At 38.0% G+C, this 20,390-nt stretch carries 19 protein-coding genes and 3 pseudogenes; 18 read left to right on the top strand and 4 right to left on the bottom strand.

Annotated elements, in window-relative coordinates; translation table 11 throughout:
* The first annotated feature begins 150 nt into the window (after positions 1-150).
* Together NYR89_RS07670 and panF are read left to right on the top strand one after the other, a co-directional pair.
* Positions 151-390, top strand: coding sequence for a YhdT family protein (locus NYR89_RS07670; protein ID WP_279445361.1), 240 nt, complete (start codon positions 151-153; stop codon positions 388-390).
* Positions 383-1,817, top strand: a pseudogene (panF, locus tag NYR89_RS07665) (sodium/pantothenate symporter). Before NYR89_RS07670 ends, panF begins: the two are co-directional and overlap by 8 nt.
* A gap of 75 nt (positions 1,818-1,892) precedes the next feature.
* Here the strand turns inward: panF and NYR89_RS07660 are convergent.
* Both NYR89_RS07660 and NYR89_RS07655 read right to left on the bottom strand, forming a co-directional pair.
* Positions 1,893-2,717 (bottom strand): alpha/beta hydrolase, encoded by an 825-nt coding sequence (locus tag NYR89_RS07660; protein ID WP_279445360.1) that lies wholly within the window; start codon positions 2,715-2,717, stop codon positions 1,893-1,895.
* Positions 2,718-2,889: 172 nt separating this feature from the next.
* A pseudogene (locus NYR89_RS07655) lies at positions 2,890-3,683 on the bottom strand (formate/nitrite transporter family protein).
* A gap of 217 nt (positions 3,684-3,900) precedes the next feature.
* On the opposite strand from NYR89_RS07655, the gene rraA reads away from it, so the two are divergent.
* Entirely contained in the window at positions 3,901-4,398 is a 498-nt protein-coding gene (gene rraA, locus NYR89_RS07650; RefSeq protein WP_279445359.1) for a ribonuclease E activity regulator RraA, read from the top strand.
* Between the two features lie 53 nt (positions 4,399-4,451).
* On the opposite strand, the gene NYR89_RS07645 is transcribed toward rraA, so the two are convergent.
* On the bottom strand, positions 4,452-5,162 hold the full coding sequence (locus tag NYR89_RS07645) for a tRNA1(Val) (adenine(37)-N6)-methyltransferase (RefSeq protein ID WP_279445358.1): 711 nt from the start codon (positions 5,160-5,162) through the stop codon (positions 4,452-4,454).
* 73 nt (positions 5,163-5,235) lie between these two features.
* Between NYR89_RS07645 and ppa the strand changes: the two genes are divergently transcribed.
* From ppa to trpS, 8 genes and pseudogenes are all read left to right on the top strand, one after another.
* Positions 5,236-5,763, top strand: coding sequence for an inorganic diphosphatase (ppa, locus tag NYR89_RS07640; RefSeq protein ID WP_279445357.1), 528 nt, complete (start codon positions 5,236-5,238; stop codon positions 5,761-5,763).
* A 96-nt stretch (positions 5,764-5,859) separates the two neighbouring features.
* Positions 5,860-6,628, top strand: a pseudogene (locus NYR89_RS07635) (M48 family metallopeptidase).
* 545 nt (positions 6,629-7,173) lie between these two features.
* Positions 7,174-7,794: an RNA pyrophosphohydrolase gene (gene rppH, locus NYR89_RS07630; protein WP_279445356.1), complete on the top strand. Its 621-nt coding sequence runs from the start codon at positions 7,174-7,176 to the stop codon at positions 7,792-7,794.
* The gene (locus NYR89_RS07625) at positions 7,791-8,579 is read left to right on the top strand and encodes a sulfite exporter TauE/SafE family protein (protein ID WP_279445355.1); all 789 of its coding nucleotides are present in this window, start codon (positions 7,791-7,793) and stop codon (positions 8,577-8,579) included. Before rppH ends, NYR89_RS07625 begins: the two co-directional genes overlap by 4 nt.
* A gap of 58 nt (positions 8,580-8,637) precedes the next feature.
* Complete coding sequence (lgt, locus tag NYR89_RS07620; protein ID WP_279445354.1) at positions 8,638-9,432, top strand: prolipoprotein diacylglyceryl transferase; 795 nt, start codon at positions 8,638-8,640, stop codon at positions 9,430-9,432.
* A gap of 159 nt (positions 9,433-9,591) precedes the next feature.
* The gene (locus NYR89_RS07615) at positions 9,592-9,813 is read left to right on the top strand and encodes a hypothetical protein (RefSeq protein WP_039198069.1); all 222 of its coding nucleotides are present in this window, start codon (positions 9,592-9,594) and stop codon (positions 9,811-9,813) included.
* A 173-nt stretch (positions 9,814-9,986) separates the two neighbouring features.
* Positions 9,987-10,652, top strand: a complete 666-nt coding sequence (locus NYR89_RS07610) for a phosphoglycolate phosphatase (protein WP_279445353.1) — start codon at positions 9,987-9,989, stop codon at positions 10,650-10,652.
* 139 nt (positions 10,653-10,791) lie between these two features.
* Positions 10,792-11,820, top strand: coding sequence for a tryptophan--tRNA ligase (gene trpS, locus NYR89_RS07605; RefSeq protein ID WP_279445352.1), 1,029 nt, complete (start codon positions 10,792-10,794; stop codon positions 11,818-11,820).
* A gap of 72 nt (positions 11,821-11,892) precedes the next feature.
* On the opposite strand, the gene matP is transcribed toward trpS, so the two are convergent.
* Positions 11,893-12,339 (bottom strand): macrodomain Ter protein MatP, encoded by a 447-nt coding sequence (gene matP, locus NYR89_RS07600; RefSeq protein ID WP_279445351.1) that lies wholly within the window; start codon positions 12,337-12,339, stop codon positions 11,893-11,895.
* Positions 12,340-12,423: 84 nt separating this feature from the next.
* On the opposite strand from matP, the gene NYR89_RS07595 reads away from it, so the two are divergent.
* The 7 genes from NYR89_RS07595 (at position 12,424) to recC (ending at position 20,382) form a co-directional block, all read left to right on the top strand.
* On the top strand, positions 12,424-14,061 hold the full coding sequence (locus NYR89_RS07595) for an AAA family ATPase (RefSeq protein ID WP_279445350.1): 1,638 nt from the start codon (positions 12,424-12,426) through the stop codon (positions 14,059-14,061).
* A gap of 110 nt (positions 14,062-14,171) precedes the next feature.
* Complete coding sequence (fabA, locus tag NYR89_RS07590) at positions 14,172-14,702, top strand: bifunctional 3-hydroxydecanoyl-ACP dehydratase/trans-2-decenoyl-ACP isomerase (protein WP_279445349.1); 531 nt, start codon at positions 14,172-14,174, stop codon at positions 14,700-14,702.
* 88 nt (positions 14,703-14,790) lie between these two features.
* Positions 14,791-15,318 (top strand): pilus assembly FimT family protein, encoded by a 528-nt coding sequence (locus tag NYR89_RS07585; protein WP_279445348.1) that lies wholly within the window; start codon positions 14,791-14,793, stop codon positions 15,316-15,318.
* A 25-nt stretch (positions 15,319-15,343) separates the two neighbouring features.
* Complete coding sequence (locus NYR89_RS07580; protein WP_279446664.1) at positions 15,344-15,976, top strand: hypothetical protein; 633 nt, start codon at positions 15,344-15,346, stop codon at positions 15,974-15,976.
* 17 nt (positions 15,977-15,993) lie between these two features.
* Positions 15,994-16,650 (top strand): DUF2572 family protein, encoded by a 657-nt coding sequence (locus NYR89_RS07575; protein WP_279445347.1) that lies wholly within the window; start codon positions 15,994-15,996, stop codon positions 16,648-16,650.
* Positions 16,640-16,936: a DUF5374 domain-containing protein gene (locus tag NYR89_RS07570; RefSeq protein ID WP_279445346.1), complete on the top strand. Its 297-nt coding sequence runs from the start codon at positions 16,640-16,642 to the stop codon at positions 16,934-16,936. The genes NYR89_RS07575 and NYR89_RS07570 overlap by 11 nt, the downstream gene beginning before the upstream one ends.
* Positions 16,937-17,040: 104 nt before the next feature.
* On the top strand, positions 17,041-20,382 hold the full coding sequence (gene recC / locus NYR89_RS07565; RefSeq protein ID WP_279445345.1) for an exodeoxyribonuclease V subunit gamma: 3,342 nt from the start codon (positions 17,041-17,043) through the stop codon (positions 20,380-20,382).
* Positions 20,383-20,390 lie beyond the last annotated feature (8 nt).

Below are 20,390 nucleotides of genomic sequence, written 5' to 3'. Positions count from 1 at the left end.
ATAAATGAATTTTGCGTTAATTTGGACGTGAAAACAAACAGAATTTTTGTGTTAATCACAGAGATAGGTAATATAATCTATCCTTATCGCGATAGGGTGAGTAATCTTTATCGTTATATTAATTAGAAAGTAAAATATAAAAGGAACGTTATGCAGTATCAACAACTTGTAAGAGAAGCTCGCTGGGCGGTTTGGCTTGCTTTGCTTTATTTAATGGGTTGGATTGTCTTTGCCTATTTTTCACCGGGCGGAAGAGGCATTTTCGGCTTTCCAATTTGGTTTGAACTGGCTTGCATCGCACTGCCACTTGGTTTTACTGCGATTGTGTATTGGGTGGTCAAAAAAATTTACCAAGATATTGATCTAGATAAGGAACAAAGCAATGAATAAAGAGATGTTATTGCCGTTAATTGCTTATTTATGCTTTGTTTTTGGTGTGGCATTTTATGCTTATCGTAAACGTCAAGGCGGTAGCTTTCTATCGGAGTATTATGTGGGTAGCCGCTCAATGTCAGGTTTTGTGTTGGCTATGACGACTGCCGCGACTTATGTCGGTGCAAGTTCGTTTATTGGGGGGCCGGGGGCGGCTTATAAATACGGGTTAGGTTGGGTATTGCTTGCGATGATCCAAGTGCCGGCGGTATTACTGGCATTAGGAGCATTAGGTAAAAAATTTGCGTTACTCGCCCGAAAATATAATGCAGTAACCATCAATGATTTATTGCTTGCTCGCTATCAAAATAAATTCGTGGTTTGGATTTCCGGCTTTGCCCTGTTGCTTTCGTTTTTTGCGATGATGACAGTACAGTTTATCGGTGCCGGTCGTTTATTGGAAACCACCTTAGGTGTGCCATACCAAACAGCGGTGATTATTTTTGCAGTCACGGTTGGGATTTACACCTTTATCGGTGGCTTCCGAGCAGTAGTGTTGACTGATACCATTCAAGGCTTAGTGATGTTAGTTGGTACTTTCTTATTGCTCGGTGGGGTGATTTATGCTTGCCGGAGGTATTGAAAATGCGGTAAATACCTTAGAAACGATTAACCCACAACTGATCCAGCCGTATGGTATTGACGAGCGTCCGTTAGACTTTACCTTTATGACTTCATTTTGGGTATTGGTCTGCTTCGGTTTAATCGGCTTGCCGCAACTTGCGGTACGCAGTATGGCGTATAAAGACAGTGCTTCACTACATAAAGCCCTTGTTATTGGCACGTTAGTGGTATCACTACTGATGTTTGGTATGCACCTTGCCGGTGTGCTTGGACGAGCAGTCATTCCTGATTTAAAAATTCCGGATCAAGTCATTCCAACCCTAATGATTCAAGTGCTACCGCCATTAGTTGCTGGTATTTTCTTAGCGGCACCGATGGCGGCAATTATGTCATCAATTGACTCTTTATTAATTCAATCGTCTTCTACTTTAATTAAAGATTTATATTTAGCGGTGAAGCCGGAAGCAGTCAATAACGAAGCCAAATTAAAACTTTTCTCAACCATGACTACGCTTACTTTTGCGGTGTTATTAGTGTTTGCGGCGTTAAATCCGCCGGATATGTTAATTTGGCTTAACTTACTTTCACTCGGTGGCTTAGAAGCAACGTTCCTGTGGGTGATCGTGTTGGGACTTTACTGGAAAAAGGCGAATGCGGCAGGTGCAATTAGCTCAATGTTGGCAGGTTTAACAAGCTATGTGATTTTTACTAGCTTTAAAATCAGTATTTTTAGCTTCCATGCGATTGTGCCGTCTTTAGTAATTGGCTTATTAGCCTTTTTGATCGGTAATCGTTTTGGTAAACAAAGCGTTAATGATTAGCATAAAAATAAGGCGGAATCTGATGACTCCGCCTTATTTTAGCTAAAAAAGCGATAAATTTGACCGCTTATCAGCTTATTTCCCCATCAGAGAAAAACTTAAAAACTCTACAAAATGATTTGCCCAATGGACTTCGTGGTGCGTTTCATTTGCCATAATTTTTAAACGAATATTATCCAGCGGATGTCCGGTACGAATTAAGGCTTGATAATAATAAAGCGAGCTGTTGATATAAGCCTGATTCATATTTGAAATATATTGTGCGTCCATATCATCACCTTCATTTGTTCCTACCTGAATAAAGACTTTATTTGCTTTATTAAGCGGATGACGGTGGACAAAATCTAAAAATGCAGATTCGCTAAACCAAGATGCAGAAGAAAACACGCCTAAATGTCCAAATGTATCTGGATAAGTCGCGCCCATATAAGCGGTAATAATACCGCCCATTGAACTGCCGGCTAATAGCGTATGTTCACGTTGCGGCTTGGTGCGATAGTGTGCATCAATAAACGGTTTGACTGTATTGACTACCCATTGCCCATATTCTACGCCCATACCGCCGGCATTACGTGCTTCAGGCGTATGTCCGACATCGGTACGCCAAGGGGCGTATTCATCTAAGCGGTGGACCGTTGCATTATCAATCCCAACAATAATCAGTTTGGGAAACTCTTGGTGACTTTTAATGGTCGGAATAATTTTCCACGAATAGCCTGAATAGGATTCTTTACTGTAAAACACATTTTGTCCGTCGTGCATATACAGCACCGGATAAGTTTGCCAATTTTCTTTATGATAATCTTTGGGGAGTAGTACACGAATACGGCGATGATGATTGTAGTACGGCACATACAGAAAATGTTCTTCCATTTTTAGATAGTATTTATCCAGATTCATTTTATATTCCATGATTTATAAGTTTTATGAAGGGGATCGTAGCGTTTTTTGTTAATTGAATACAAGCAATTTTAGGGAAGAAGTGACGTAATTTATGATGTGGTCATTAGTAAGAAAATAAGCGGTCATTTTTTTGCAAAACTTTGCAGAAAAACAACCGCTTGAGAAAAGCCTAGATTGCGTAATCGTCTTTAAGTAAATGTTTATAGGCAAATAGGTAAGATGCGCCGACAAATGCCGCACCTCCTGTCACATTACCTAAGAATACCGGAATCATATTAAAGAAGAATTGTCCCCAAGTAACGTTAGCACCTGCCCAAATACCCGCCGGAATAATAAACATATTTGCCACGAAATGTTGTAAACCGATTAAGACGAAGGTCATTACCGGGAACCACATGGCTAAAATACGTCCGGAAGTTTGTTTTGCACCGAAATAGAACCAAATGCCCATACAAACCATCCAGTTACAAGCTATCGCCGAGATAAATGCTCGTCCGAAATCCATATGTACTTTCGCTTCGGCAATTGCAATAGTTTTCGCCGCTGACACACCTTCCGCCAAGCCGACATAATGCCCGAGGAAATATGCCATCGAAACCGCACCGACTAAGTTACCTAAACTCACAATCACCCAATTGCGAACTAATTTCGGTAAGCTGACTTTTTTACTGAATTTGCCGAGTGCCATCAGCATCATATTACCCGTCGCCAATTCACCGCCACCGATTAAAATACAAATTAAACAAATCGGAAAAACTGCGCCCCTAATAAATTGGCTAAACCGCTCCATTCGGGCGGAATACCGCTGACGACTTTGAGGTAAGCAATATAGCCAAAGCTAACATAACCGCCGCCTAAAAAACTTAAAATAGCGAGCATTTTTAAACTGCTTTGCGACTTGGCAAAACTTTTATCAATTACATCCTGTAGGATTTCGTGTGGATAAAGATCTCTGTTGTGCATAATGTAAAATGAATGTTATTTAAAGATGTTTGAAATGTAACAGAGCGATAAGATTTAGAGAAAGAATCTGAGGTTATATCTCACGCATTTTAGTTATATGTTGCAAAATGTGAGCTATTTCGCAAAATAAGCGGTCATTTTCGGCAAAAATTTTGCAAATCTAATGGTTAGGTTTATACTTCTAGACAAGAAAATCTTTTATAAAAAGGAACAGTTTATGCGTATTGATACCTCAGCTCTTTGTGATATGTATTCCGATCAAGTTGATGTGGTTGAACCGATTTTTTCAAGTTTTGGTGGAGCATCGGCTTTTTGTGGCAAAATTACCACAGTAAAATGTTTTGAAAGCAACGGCTTAATTGCCAGTGTATTGGAAGAAGAAGGTCAAGGCAGAGTATTACTGGTTGATGGTGGCGGTGCGGTACGCCGTGCGTTAATTGATGCGGAACTGGCTCAACTTGCGGTTGATAATGGTTGGGAAGGGATTATCGTATACGGTGCGGTACGCCAATTAGATATTTTAGAAACATTAGAGATTGGGATTCACGCCTTAGCGCCGATTCCTGTCGGTGCTGAGGATACGGAAATTGGTGAGGTTGATACACCGGTCAATTTTGGTGGTGTGACCTTCTTCCCCGAAGATTATGTCTATGCGGATTTAACCGGTATCATTCTTTCGCCTGAGCAGTTGGATTTAGCCGAATTAGAAGAATAATATATAGATTTTGCGGATAAAAAAGCCGACCGTTTGGTCGGTTTTTTTGTGGGTCACATATTGAGATAAAATGCCTGAGTGAGCTGTCTAAACGCTTCAGTATACTGGTTCTCAACAGTATAAATAACCAATTCCTGCTTATCAATCGATTGCTGATGTAGAGAAAAACTAATGATTGCCCGTTTTGGCGATTGTCCCTGTTTCGTAATAATATGGTAAATTTTTGTACAAAACAGACCGCTTGTTTGGCTCTGTTCTCGCAATTTTTCCGCCACTTCGAATGGTAAAATAAATGTGATCTCCCCCTTTTCCGATAGCCAGTTTTTTGCTTGTAATAACCAGTCTAAGTGACTTTGTGTGGCGGAACGTGCTAAATCTCGTTCATGGGAGCGTGTGGCTAAACTGTCGGTGAAATAAGGCGGATTCGACACAATAAGATCAAATTTTTGCTGAAAGTCATAGGTTAGCACATCGCCTTGGTAAACTTGTAAGCGGTCGGAAAATACAGAATTTTGGCAATTTTCGACCGCTTGTTGATAAGCGTTAGGTTCTAATTCCAATGCGGTGATTTGCGTATTTTCTGCTGTGCGTTGTGCTAACATAATTGCGATTAAGCCTGTTCCACAACCCATATCAAGAATTTGCTGTTTGTGCTGAATATCAGCGATTGCCCCGAGTAAGATGCCGTCTGTATTCACTTTCATGGCACATTTATCGTGAGCAATAAAAAATTGTTTAAACTGAAAGCCTTGAGATTTTGTCATAGATGTACAAATTTAAAATGAGATACGCTATAATCGCATTGTTTTTTTACCTCTACAACAGAAGGAAACTAAAATGGGCTTAGAAAACGTACCAGCTGGTAAAGAATTACCAGACGATATTTATGTAGTAATCGAAATTCCGGCAAACTCAGATCCAATCAAATATGAAGTGGATAAAGAAACCGGCACATTATTCGTTGACCGTTTTATGTCAACTGCAATGTTCTATCCGGCGAATTACGGTTATGTAAATCACACATTATCATCTGATGGTGACCCAGTTGACGTATTAGTACCGACTCCATATCCATTACAACCGGGTTCTGTGATTCGTTGTCGTCCGGTTGGCGTATTAAAAATGACTGATGAAGCTGGCGGTGATGCGAAAGTTGTTGCGGTTCCGCACACTAAATTAAGCAAAGAATATGATCACATTAAAGATGTGAATGATTTACCGGCTTTATTAAAAGCGCAAATTCAACACTTCTTTGAAAGCTATAAAGCGTTAGAAGCAGGTAAATGGGTGAAAGTTGAAGGTTGGGGCGATGTAAATGAAGCTCGTCAAGAAATCTTAGAATCATTCGAACGTGCTAAAAAATAGTTTTTGTTTTTAGAACAAAATGCCAAACACTCATCAGAGTGCTTGGCATTTTTTCTATGGGGTATAAATAAACCATTTATTTTATAGGGGAATAAAATGAAATTAGTCAAAAAAATCGGAGCCGCGGCATTTTTAGTTTCAGCGATCGCGGCTTGTGTCAGTACGCAAAGTATTAATCAAGAGGCGGCACAAAGCTATGCTCAAGTAAAAAGCCAAGCTCAGGCTGAAAAGGCGGTAGATACAAGTTCAGCTACTGCTCGCCGTATTCACACCGTATTTAATAAAATGAAGCCGTATGCGGAAAGATCAAATACGACAGGTATTCCATTCCAATGGGAAATTACTGTATTAAAATCAGATGAACTGAATGCTTGGGCGATGCCGGGCGGTAAAATGGCGTTTTATACCGGATTGGTTAATAAGTTAAATTTAAATGATGATGAAATTGCCACCGTGATGGGGCATGAAATGGCACATGCTTTACTGGAACACGGTAAATCGGATCGTACCTTCAATGCTGTCACCGGCATTGCGGCGCAAGTCGGTTCCATCGCTTTGCAATCACAAGGTATTCAAACCAATTACGGTGGGGTGGATTTAGTCGGTACGGTTGCGGATCTCGGTTTAAATAAACCGTTCTCGCGTAGCCAAGAAACCGAAGCGGACGAAATCGGATTGATGTTAATGGCACAGTCTGGTTATAACCCGTCAGCAAGCACCAAACGTATGGGTAAAAATGAGTAAAGCTGGTGGTAGCTCAGGTAGCTCAATTTTCTCTACTCACCCATCAAACGAAGATCGTCAAGAGAATTTACAACGTTTATTACCGGAAGCGATGAAAGTATATCAAACCAGTAAAAAATAGTTTGAACAAGCGGTAATATTTGTATCATTTTTTGCAATAGGCAGATCATCGAGATCTGCCTTATTTTTTAGGTTAAAAAATAATCAGCAAGATGTAAGGATTTTACACAGAATTTTCTTATAAGATAACTTATTGTTTTATATGAGAAAATTATTAATATTGATTTTCTAGGCAGAGTTATTCACGTTCATTATCCAAAACTATCACAAATTTATCCACAAATGATGGGGATAAAACTAGATGCGATGTGAATAAGAATACCTAAATAGAGAATATCTGGAAAGTTATCCATATAAAGTATAGAAAATAGTATATAAAAAGATCCTATCTGAATTAAAAAGGATCATTTTTATGGGGGGTAGGATCGAGATTCTTATAAATAAAAACAAAGAGTTAGCTTAGTTATATGCGAGCATAAATCAAGTGCGTTGACAACTTATCCACAGAGTTATCTACAAAATTGGCTTTAAAGGTTGTTCTAAGGCGTAAAGTGTGAAACAATCTCACCTATTTTCTCTATTACCTAAAAGAAATAAGGTGGTTAAGTGATCGATTTCGATGGCTACCGCCCAAATGTTGGTATCGTCATTTGTAATAAAGCAGGACAAGTTCTGTGGGCAAAACGGTTTGGACAAAACTCTTGGCAATTTCCGCAAGGCGGAATTAACGAGGGCGAAAACATTGAAACGGCAATGTACCGTGAGCTCTATGAAGAAGTCGGCTTAACCAAAAAAGATGTACGATTATTATGGGCGTCTAAATATTGGCTGAAATATAAATTACCCAAACGCTTAGTGCGTAGTGATGGTTCTCAGCCGGTGTGTATCGGGCAAAAACAACGTTGGTTTTTGCTACAACTTCTCAGTGATGAAAATTCGATTGATTTAAAAACAACCAAAAGTCCGGAGTTTGACGGTTGGCGTTGGGTGAGCTTTTGGTATCCGGTGCGTCAGGTGGTTTCATTTAAACGTGATGTTTATCGCAAAGTGATGAAAGAATTTGCCGCTGTGTTATTAAATGAATCGAAAAAAGTAGAAACGGTTGAAAAACCGCGTATAGAACGTACGGAAAAACGAGATTTTCAAAAACGTGACTATCAAAAACGCGAATTTCGCAAACCTTACCGTGCGTGGAACAATCAGCAACAAAAAGGGAAATCACAATGATAGAAGTATTTTTGAGTTGTCTTGTATTAGGTACGGTTGTTGGCTTTTTAGCCGGCTTATTTGGTATCGGTGGCGGTTTAATTATCGTACCAAGTTTGGTTTATTTATTCCCAATGGCAGGTGTAACACCGGAAAATCTAATGGCGGCGACTTTGGGTACATCGTTCTCAACGATTGTGGTCACAGCCTTTTCATCGGCACAACGTCATCATAAATTGGGTAATGTAGATGTTCAAGTAAGTAAATATTTTATTCCTGCTTTGATGGCTTCTGTTTTCCTTGCCGGTTTAGTGGTAAGCAACTTAGATGCGAAATTGATGTCAAAAGTCTTTGCGGTAATGGTCGTATATTTAGCGGCAAGAATGTTATTTTCGTTGAAAAAAACGCCTGAAATTAAACCGCTTACCACCCAATCTACCATTGTTGCAGGCGGAGTAATCGGTGTTTTATCCAGTATGGCGGGGATTGCCGGCGGTGCTTTTATCGTTCCGTTTCTTAATAGCCGAGGGCTTGAAATGAAACGTGCGATTGGTACATCGTCATTTTGTGGCGCATTTTTAGGGTTATCCGGTACGATTAGTTTTATCACAAGTGGTTGGAATGTCGAAATGCCGGATTATTCATTGGGTTATATTTATTTACCGGCATTATTCGGTATCACATTAACTTCCTATTTCACCTCTAAACTCGGGGCAAATGCGGCAAATGTGTTACCGGTCGCAATCTTGAAAAAAGCCTTTGCTGTCCTGCTGGTCGTGATTGCGATTAATATGTTTTTAAAATAATTTGCTTTTAGTTTTAACTCCCCTCTCATTCAGAGGGGAATTTTTTTAAAGGAACACTATGAACGAACAATTTATTCAATTTCCACAAATTGATCCGATAATTTTTAGTATCGGTCCTATCGCTTTGCGTTGGTACGGTTTGATGTATTTAATCGGCTTTGGTTTCGCCTATTGGCTAGGTATGCGTCGAGCAAAAAATTCCAACGGGGTTTGGACAACTGAACAAGTGGATCAACTTATCTATACCTGTTTCTGGGGCGTGGTATTAGGCGGACGTATCGGCGACGTGTTTTTCTATAATTTCGACCGCTTGTTACAAGATCCAATGTTCTTATTCCGTATTTGGGAAGGCGGAATGTCATTCCACGGTGGTTTAATCGGTGTGATTGTGGCAATGATTTGGGTTTCCTTTCGTCAAAAACGTAGCTTTTGGCAAACATCGGATTTTATCGCACCGCTAATTCCATTCGGGCTTGGTATGGGACGTATCGGCAACTTTATCAATGATGAACTTTGGGGACGTGTCACCGATGTGCCTTGGGCAGTATTATTCCCAAGCGGTGGCTATTTACCTCGTCACCCTTCACAGCTCTATGAGTTTTTCTTAGAAGGCGTAGTATTGTTCTTTATCCTTAATTGGTTTATCAAAAAGCCTCGTCCGGCTGGTTCAGTCGCCGGATTATTCTTAATCGGTTACGGTGTGTTCCGCTTTTTAGTCGAATATGTACGTGATATCGACCCGAACGTAAACACGCTAGATGATCTGATTACCCGAGGTCAGTTATTATCATTACCAATGATTATTGGCGGACTAGCGATAATCATCTGGGCATATTCTCGTAAAAAAGCATAATGACAAGCGGTTGAATTTGATGGAAATTTTGCAAATTTCTAATGAAATTCAACCGCTTTTTTATCGCCTAAATTTTGCGATCGTGATCGAAAACACACAAAATTGCGATTGAATCTACCGTGAGATTTTGTAGGCTATGCTTCAAAAAAAGGAGCTGATATGTGGAATCTATTTCAACAACCGGTCGAAAGAGAGTCGTTTGAATCTTGGGGAAAAATGTGTGATGATATTGCGAAAGTCGCATTATTGGCGTTGCCGGTCATCTTATATAGCAAAGAATCATTGGAATTCCGTAGTCTAAATATTTTATTTTTATGTATTATCGCCTACGCTTGTTTAACTATCGGAAGAATTTTTCGTCGTGCGTTTAAGGAGAAATAAAATGGGTTTAACATTAGGATTGGCTATTCTTGCCATACTATCCCTTGCCGCATTAATTTTTGCAAATTATGCTGTAAAACATTCAAAATAGCCAAAAAGCCGTAACCTCTGATTGTTACGGCTTTTTTATTTGCTAAAATTAGCTTCAACTGAATTTAGATAAGGAAAAAGTTATGACTACAAAATATAAAGTAATTGGTTTCGATCTTGACGGTACATTAGTAAATACCCTACCGGATTTAACTTTGGTGGTTAATTCGATGTTTGCCGAACATGGTCTGCCGACTACCACTCAAGAGAAAGTATTAACTTGGATTGGTAAAGGTGCGGATATTTTCTTTCAAAATGCGATTGCTTATACAGGACAAGTGTTTGATGCTCAAAAATTAGTCCAATTACGTACCAGTTTCGATAAATATTATGCGACTTATATTTGTGAAGAAAGTGTACTTTATCCAAATGTAAAACAAACCTTAGAAACCTTAAAAGCACAAGGTTATACGCTTGTGGTTATCACAAATAAGCCAACTAAATTAGTTGAGCCTGTCTTAAGTGCATTCGGGATTTTTGAATTGTTCAGCGAATATTTAGGCGGACAATCGTTACCGAAAATCAAACCGCATCCGGATCCGATGCTACATATCTGTGAAAAGTTTGCGATTTCGCCTAGCGAAATGTTATTTGTCGGCGATTCTGAAAATGACGTAATTGCCGCTAAAGCCGCCGGTTGTGATGTAGTCGGTTTAACTTACGGCTATAACTACAATGTGCCAATCGAGCAATCAAATCCAACCTTCGTTACCAGCGAATTTGCTGACGTATTGAAGTTTGTCGGCTAATCCTACTTATAACAAGCGGTCAAATTCCCTTAACTTTTTGCAAAAAATTTTGGGAATTTGACCGCTTGTGCTTTTATCGAATGGCAATAAAGGCTAAGATAAGTCTATTCGTTTCTAATTTAACAAGAGATTATAAAAAATGACTAAACCTATTGTATTTAGTGGTGTGCGACCATCGGGTGAATTGACGATCGGGAACTATTTAGGCGCACTGCGTAACTGGGTGAAAATGCAAGATGATTACGATTGCCTTTTCTGTATTGTTGATTTACATGCGATTACCGTGCGTCAAGATCCGGCGACACTACGCAAAGCCTCTCTAGATGTATTAGCCCTTTATTTAGCTTGTGGTATCGATCCGAATAAAAGCACGATTTTTATCCAATCACACGTACCTGAACATACGCAATTAGCGTGGGTGTTAAATTGCTATACTTACTTCGGCGAAATGAGCCGAATGACCCAATTTAAAGATAAATCGGCACGTTATGAAGAAAACGTGAACGTCGGTTTATTTACTTATCCGGTATTAATGGCGGCGGATATTTTACTTTACCAAGCAAATCAAGTGCCGGTTGGCGATGACCAAAAACAACACTTAGAAATTACCCGTGATATTGCCAACCGCTTTAATGCGTTATACGGTAAAAAAGATGCGGAAGGCAATGTGCTTGAGCCGGTTTTCCAAGTGCCGGAAGTGTTTATCGGTAAAGCCGGCGCACGAGTGATGTCATTGCTTGAACCAACCAAAAAAATGTCGAAATCAGATGATAACCGTAATAACGTTATCGGTTTATTAGAAGACCCTAAAGCAGTAGCGAAGAAAATCAAACGTGCGATGACCGATGGCGATGAGCCGCCTGTGGTACGTTATGACCGTGAAAATAAAGCCGGCGTATCAAACTTATTAGATATTCTTTCTGCGGTAAGTGGTAAAACCGTTGCGGAATTAGAAGCGGAATTTGAAGGTAAAATGTATGGTCATTTAAAAACCGAAGTAGCGGAACAAGTTTCGGCACTTCTAACGGATCTTCAAGAGCGTTATAACTACTTCCGTCAAGATGAAGCGTTACTCGAAAAAATCTTCCGTGAAGGGGCGGAAAAAGCACGAGTACGTGCAAGAAAAACACTTGAAGAAGTGTATAAATTAGTTGGCTTCGTACAATAATTCTTAAAAGAAAATGCCCTTGTAAGCGAGATACAAGGGCATTTTTGTCGCTTTTTCGCGAAATTTGACCGCTTATTTTAATAAGTCTTTTAGGCTAGATTTCATTTTTGCCATTTGCTCGTGATAGATTTGCTGATTTTCCAACTCGTCCATTAAATAATTAATCGCTTCTGAAAGCGTCATTTCTTTCTCTTTGGCATATTTGGACAAACGTAACCAGCTAGCGTATTCTAAATCAATCGACTTTTTCTTAGTGGTAATTTTTTCCGCATTAAAATAACGTTTACGCCTGGCTCGTACAGACTGACGCATTTTTCTGCGTTGTTCTGCGGTCATTTCCTGCTTAATCCACAGTTCGATTTCTTCCGGAGAATGTTGAAGCGTGGTTAAAAGTTGGACTTTTAATTCAATCAAGCTGGTTTCTTCGTGTTTGGTTATATTTTCGCCTTCACGATGTTTTTTCAGCAGATATTTCCATTTCCAATTCGCTTCTTGAATCTCTAATTTTTGATATCGCATTTTTATTTCATTCCCCTAGATTAACGCTTATCAGTATAGCGGAATTCTGTATAATAAACCAAATTTCTATTATGAGGCATTTTCGTGAATTTAACCCCATTAGCGTGGCAATCTTTAACGATTCGGCATCAATTTTCCGAAGAATTTGATGCGGTACGTTTCTTTGATTTTCAACCCAATGCAAAGCAAGCGATTGATTTATTTAAACGTGGACAGTTCGGTTCGTTGCTTGTGTTAAAAACAGAAACCTTCCCCGAATTTATTAATGAAATCGAGCAGTATTTAACTCAAGACGCTCATGCCAATGTGATTACCAAAACCGAGTTTAACAAAAATAATTTATTCGGTTATAGCATTTATTTGGAAAAAGAAAATAGAGTTGAAACGATTCAAGGAGCAATTCAAGCGGCTGATCAGCAAATATTAATGCTGAATATCAACGCATTATTATTGGATATTACCCAATGGGATAAGTTAAAGCAGGCATTATTATTCGGTTATTATGATCAACATTCGGTAAATCATATGCCTTATTGTTTACCGAAAATTCAAACGCAATTTAAATTAGTATTAATTGGCGACCGAGAAGATATTTCTATGCTATCGGAATATGACGATAGTTTATATCAGTTTGGGCAATATGCTGAAATTGAATCCTATTTAAGTTTAGATGAAGAAAGCATTGAACTGTGGGGTGATTATGTTCAGAGTACGGCACAAAGTTTAATCGGCAGAACTTTTTCTGATAAGGCATTAAATCAGTTTTTACAAGCCTATGTTCGTGAAAGTGAGAGTCAGGAACTGGTTTCGATTTCTCCGACCTTATTAAAAAAACATTTATTCGGACTTGAAAATTTTTATCCAAATTTAACCGCTTTTAATCAAGTTCAGTCGTATTTTAATTATTTGGAACAGCAATCTTCCGTATTAAATAAATATACGACGCAAGATATTTTGACCAATCAGTTATATATTGAAACCGATGATGAAGAAATTGGACAGATTAACGGTTTATCGGTGATTGAATTTGAAGGTGTTCCTCATTCGTTTGGTGAACCGCTACGCATTAGCCGCAATGTCCAATACGGTGACGGAGAGATAACTGATATTGAACGAAAAGTGGAATTAGGTGGTAATATTCACTCCAAAGGGATTATTATTGCTCAATCCTGCTTGGCAAACTTATTGGAGTTTCCGACCCAGTTACCATTTTCTGCTTCGCTTGCATTCGAGCAGTCTTACGGCGAGGTGGACGGCGATAGTTCATCACTCGCCATTTTCTGCGTATTGATCAGTGCCTTAGCTAAATTACCATTGCCACAGTCGATTGCGGTCACCGGTTCTATCGATCAATTCGGTAATGTATTAAGTGTCGGTGGCGTGAATCAGAAAATCGAGGGCTTTTTTAATATTTGTGATGCAAGAGAATTAAACGGTAAACAAGGCGTGATTATTCCGGCAACTTGTCTTTCGCATTTAAGTTTAAAAATAGAAGTGATTGAAGCGGTTAAAGCAAAGCAGTTTAATATTTGGGCGGTTAATAATGTTTTTGAAGCGATTCAAATTTTATTAAATCAGCATTTTTATGATGAAGATAAACCTGAAAATTGTGATAAACCTTCTATCTTTAGCTTGATTCATCAACAGATTGAGCAAGAACAAGCCCGTGAGGAAAGCGGTTCGTTTATTAATAAAATTTACCAATTTTTCCGTCGTCACTGATCCGACAAGTTCAGCGAACAGTTGTTCGCTGATTTAAAAGCCTGTACTATCGCTTCAAATCAGAAGCCCTGATAGTACGGGCTTTTTTGTTTGTCTATAGGAATAAAAAAATGAACACGTGTACACCTAATATTAAAGATAGCTATACTTACGAAGATTTATTGGCTTCAGGTCGAGGCGAACTTTTCGGTAAAGAAGGTCCACAATTACCAGCACCGTCGATGTTAATGATGGATCGTATTAATCTAATGACTGAAAACGGAGGCTTATTTGATAAAGGCTATATTGAAGCTGAGTTGGATATTCGTCCGGATTTACCATTCTTTGGTTGTCACTTTATCGGTGATCCGGTTATGCCCGGTTGTTTAGGCTTAGATGCGATGTGGCAATTAGTTGGTTTCTTCCTCGGCTGGAGTGGGGGCAAAGGTAAAGGGCGTGCATTAGGTGTGGGCGAAGTGAAATTTACCGGTCAAATCTTACCGAGTGCGAAAAAAGTGATTTACCGTATTAATATGAAACGTGTGATTAATCGTAAATTGGTGATGGGTATGGCTGATGGTGAAGTAGAAGTGGACGGTCGAGTGATTTATACCGCAACCGATTTAAAAGTGGGTTTATTCCAAGATACATCTTCTTTCTAATTTTGCGATCGAGATCGAATAAAAAAAGATAGCTTATTTTCTTCATACTTTAGATTAAATAGTATTCTTCTTCGGGAGAATACTATTTATGTTTAAAGCCTTCACACTCATTGAAAGTTTAATTACGTTATCCATTCTTGTTATTTCATTTTATTTTATTTCACCGGTTATTTTTCAATTACAAGACAGCATTGCATTAAATAATGAAATTGAAAATATCCAGTCCTTTATTTATCAAGTTCAGTCTAAAGCACGCTATCAAAAACAGAGTTATACGCTAACCGTTTCACAAAATCTACAAACGCAAAATTGGTGTCTGATTGCAATACAGAAAAAAGTCGGATCAACACAAGAAGTAGTCTGTGATTGCTTGAATATCAAACAATGCCGATTAACTCAGCACTTTTTTCTTTATGACAATAGCCATAAAAATATTAAGTTAAAAAATAACAGTTTATATCCTAAATCATTGTTGAATATTGACGGCACGGCAGGGCGTTTGGAATCAAAGTGTTTGGCATTAAGCCTAAATCAAGTCAGTAAAATTTTACAATTTGATCAATGGGGGCGAGTGTATGTCGTACCGAAAGATAAACGCAGTGTTTGCAAAGATTAAATATAATGCAGTAACCGCAGTAGAAATGTTGATTGCTTTATTTTTGTCTGTCGGCTTATTAATTATCGCTTCTCAGCTATATGGGCAGTTCTATCAGAATAAAGTAAAACAAAATGAATTGCTTATGTTACAAAAAGAGAGCCATCAATTATTAAGCTATTTACAGCAACATATTCAGCATATGGGATATCAAGGACATACTCGAGAGCAGAGTAATTTCTACTTATTTGAAAAAGAGCATACACGTTATGCGATTGATTTAAACGGACAGTGTTTACTGTTTTTTTATGACTTAAATCATGACGGTTGTTTAGGTAAACGTGCAACTAAAAATGCTCATTGTGTTAATCGACAGACTAATCAAACGAAAGAATTAGCTAAAGAAGTATTCGGTATTAAGTTAGAAAATAAATCACTTTATATTTACGATAAAAATACTTTGGAGCATTGCACTTATCAAGAATGCCAAAAATTATTAAATACTTGCCGTGATAAATGGCGAAAGTTTACTTCGGAACAAGATTATCTCGTTGAACGTTTGCATTTTGAATGGCAAGAAGAAAGTAAATTATTACATATTGCTCTCAAATTAACCTCTAACAGGCAGAAAGCGGTAAGTTATGAAGTTAATAGTTTAGTCTATATTCTAAATCATTAAAAAGTTAAACGAATAAAATGTGGCGACATAAATTTAAAGCAACGGTTTTACTTGCCGGCTTAATTTCACTTTCCGGTATTTTAAGTCTGATTTTTCTCTCCAGAGAAAAGTTTATTTCTTATGAGCAAAAGGCAAATCATTATTATCATCAATATTTGAACGATAAAATGGCATTACTTAAACAACATGCTATTGATGAAAATGCAGTATGTCTAAAGGCTAAACAAGATGAAATTCTGATCGAATTGACTCATTCTACTTATCAATTTTATTGTGAGAAATCTCCCTTTTTCTTAGGCAAACCACCGAGTAAAAAAATAGTCATCTTTGGGCAAATAACTGATCATTTAAGGCTGAATGAGTCAATTCCAATTATGGAGAGCGAAACCTTATCAGAGCTTCCACCTACGACACCTAGCAATCCTAAGATTGTGATTTTGGGACAAGATATTAATGAAAAATTGACTCGAGATTTTTATGGCGTTTTGATTACACAGCATAAATTAGCATTGAAAAGTGGAGCGAAGATATACGGCATACTTTATTCCTCACAAGAGGATCATAAAAATAGCAGATATATTACTTATAGCCGTGAGGTCGTTGATTATTTTGACAAGCAATATTCATCTTGGCATTTTCAAGCAAACTCAAGGAATATTTTAAATGCGAAATAAGTTATATACGGCGGAAACGTTGTTGAGTGTGTTAGTTGGTCTTACATTATTTGCATTGATTTGGCTGAGTTTTTCCAATTGGCAACAGCGTCAGATAGCCAAAATTAATACTCATTATCAGCACCAGCAAGCGTTGCAGATTATAGAAAATCAGATTGCCCTTAGATTAGCCAATAAGCCTTGTGAGAAACAAATCATACAAAATCGCATTACTTTTCAGATTGAATGTAAAACCGGAAAGATTCAAGTGAAGTTTCCACTTGGGCAGGCGGTTATTTTTGAATAAGATGTTACAAAAACGAGTAAAAAACGACCGATTGTCGAGCAAGGAAAGAGATTGAATCCGTTGGGTTTTTAGTAGAAAATCTTTTGGTTACACAAGGAGTTTCTATGTTCACCGTCTTTTTCTCTCAAAAACTTTCATCTTTAGCTACGTTACTTATCCGTTTACAACAAAATGATCCGAATCCCAATCCGTTTGAACCGGAAACTGTATTAGTACAAAGTGTCGGTATGGCACAATGGCTACAAATGCAAATTGCCGATCAAACTGGTATTGCTGGGAATTATCAATTTCCATTTCCAACCAGTTTTTTATGGCAACAATATCGTGTGCTGTTTCCAGAGCTACCTAAAGAGAATATTTTTGAAAGAGAGCGTGTCACTTGGCGTTTAATGCGATTAATTCCAAGTTATTTGCATCAATCGGAGTTTGAACCGTTAAATCTTTATCTAAATAAAGATATGCGTCAGTATCAGTTAAAGTTATATCAATTAGCCGGCAAAATTGCTGATCTTTTTGACCAATATTTAGTTTATCGTCCGCATTGGTTAGTACATTGGGAAAGCGGTCAGATTGAAACGGTATTAAAGGAAATTTTAACTGCCGCGTTTCAAGAGAAAAATGAGCAAGATATTTTGGCGAACTTACGTTGGCAGGCGACATTATGGAACGCATTAGTGGAAGATATTAAGGCGGATAGTGACGAAAAAGTGTTTATGACTTCTCATCGTGCTTATTTGCAACAACAATATTTTGATAAATTGGATAATTTGAGCGAAGCAGAACAAGCTAAATTACCTAAGCGTATTTTTGTGTTTGGGATTTCCTCGTTACCGGCGACACAACTTGCAGTATTAAAGAAACTGAGTGAGCATTGTGATATTTACTTGTTCTTTTTAGATCCGAGCCAAGAATATTGGGCGGATAGTGTTGAAGATAAAAGTTTGGAGAAACTGGCGTTAAAACAGCAACTTTCTCGGCAAGATCTTGATGCGTTATTAGCGGAACAAGGTAATCAGTTGCTGACAATGTGGGGTAAGCAAGGTCGTGAGTTTTTAGCACAATTAGTTGAACAAGAACCGGATAATACGATTGATGTTTTTGATGAATATGCTGGCGACTCAAATTTGACCAAATTAAAAAATGCCATTTTACATTTTAATAATGAACAATGCTTTGAGCTTGCTGAACAGGATCAGTCAATACAAATCCATTCCTGCCATAGTGTGATGCGAGAAGTGGAAGTGCTACATAATAAATTACTGCAGATGTTCGAGCAGAATCCTGCACTCACGCCCAAAGATATTATTGTAATGTCAGCGGATATTGATAAATATGCACCTTATATTAATGCAGTGTTTGCCCGTTATGAAAGAGGCGATAAGCGATATATCCCTTTTACACTTTCTGACCAAAAAGTGACCGCTATTGATCCGATTATTGCCAGTTTTTTAACACTGTTGAATTTGAAAGAAAGTAATTTTAATGCGGAATCATTATTAGATTTATTGGATGTTAATGCCCTTCGTACACGTTTTCATTTACAAGAACAAGATCTACAAATTTTACGAGATTGGATTAACCAAGTCGGCATTCGTTTTGGTTTGAATATTCAGCAAGACGATTGGCAAAATCATAATGCGTGGGAGAACGGCTTAACCCGTTTATTGCTAGGGACCAGTTTAAAAGAGGAATCCGGTATTTGGCAGGATAGTATTGCCTTTAATGAGAGTTATGGTTTATCCGCAACATTGGTCGGCTTTTTAGCAAAATTTATTGAAAATCTGACCGCTTGGTATGAGTTTATTCAGCAAGATCATACGGTCAGTGAGTGGCAAGCCCGTGTTCAAATGCTCATCGGCGAGTTTTATCAAGAATCAGATGATAGTTTAGATGCCATATTGCTATTGAATGAAACGTTAAATGAGGTAGTAAATAAAGCTGAACAGGCTAAATTTACCGAAAGTATCGGTATTGAAATCATTCGTTTATTACTAGAGGATAAGCTAAATCAACAACAAAACAGTTTACATTTCTTAGCCGGTAAAGTTAATTTCTGTACTTTATTACCGATGCGAGCCATTCCGTTTAAAGTGGTTTGTTTATTGGGGATGAACGAAGCGGATTTTCCTCGTCAGCATTCGGTGAATAGTTTCGATTTAATGCAATATGCACCGAAACGAGGCGACCGTGCTAGACGTGATGATGACCGTTATTTATTTTTAGAGGCTTTGCTTTCTGCTCAAGAGATTTTCTATTTGAGCTATATCGGACAATCGGCTACGAATAATAAACAACGTTTGCCTTCGGTATTGGTTTCACAATTATTAGACTATTTGGCAGAGCATCTGACCGAATCCTCACGTTTGCAAGTCAGCGAAAATGAACGGTTCTCCGAGTCATTATTTTTACAAAAAATGGTGGTAAAACAACCGCTTACTGTATTTAGCCCTAAGAACTTTACCGCAGAATATGCTTCTTTCGATAAAGAGTGGTTATTGGATCAAGCGTACGAATCATTAGCCGATTTTCTGTATAAACCGTTGGACTTAAAAGGCGAGATACCGACAGAAATCAATCTTGAAGATTTAATTGCCTTTGTGAGTAACCCGATTAAATATTTCTTTAATCATCAGTTGGGGGTTTATTTCCGTAACAACGAAGAAAGTATCGAAGAAAGTGAGAAATTCTCGCTTAATAAGTTGGATGACTACCAATTACGTCAACATTTAGTTACGTTGGAACCGGCAGAAAGAGAGGCATTTTTTAAGCAAGAACAATTAAAAGGAAACTTGCCGATAGCGAATTTTGCTAAAGTTTCAGTGCGAGATTTAGAAGATTCGGTTAATGAATTACGAGAACTCATTTTGCCTTATTTAGGCGAGAGCGATATTTTAGACATTGAGCAATTATTTGAAGTTAACCAGCTTAAAATCCGCTTATTCGGTAATATCCAAAACAAATTTGCCAATGAAATTGTATTTTGGAAAGTAAGTAGCTTGAAAGATAAGGATTATATCCGTTTATGGATTTTTTATTTAGTCATTAAAGCTCAAGACTTAAATATAGATCTGAAGGCAATTACACGGAATAAAGACGGAGCGGAAATCTTCCAATTTAGTCAAATTAGTACGGAACAAGCTCGTTCGCAATTACACACTTATGTTGTTGCTTATTTAGCCGCTTTTAGAAAATTAACCTTCGGAATTTGGGAAGGTCTGGATAATTATTTTGAAAGGCAGTCTGAGGAACAAACCATTGAGGAATATTGTCAGCAACAATTATTAGCATTAATGGATAAACAGTATTTTGAGGGGAGTTACTTGCAACGAATATTACAACAGAGTTCGCAATTAGATTATGCTGAAATTCATACCACAACCTTGGAATGGTTTGAATTAATGCAACAAAGCAAACCAAAAAAAGCCAAAATTAAGGAGAAAAGATGAGAAAGAAG

It is taken from the genome of Actinobacillus arthritidis (assembly GCF_029774155.1).
Taxonomy (GTDB): Bacteria; Pseudomonadota; Gammaproteobacteria; order Enterobacterales; family Pasteurellaceae; genus Actinobacillus; species Actinobacillus arthritidis.
The sequence above is the reverse complement of the archived record's forward strand: the minus strand, read 5'-3'. Positions and strand labels throughout refer to the sequence as shown.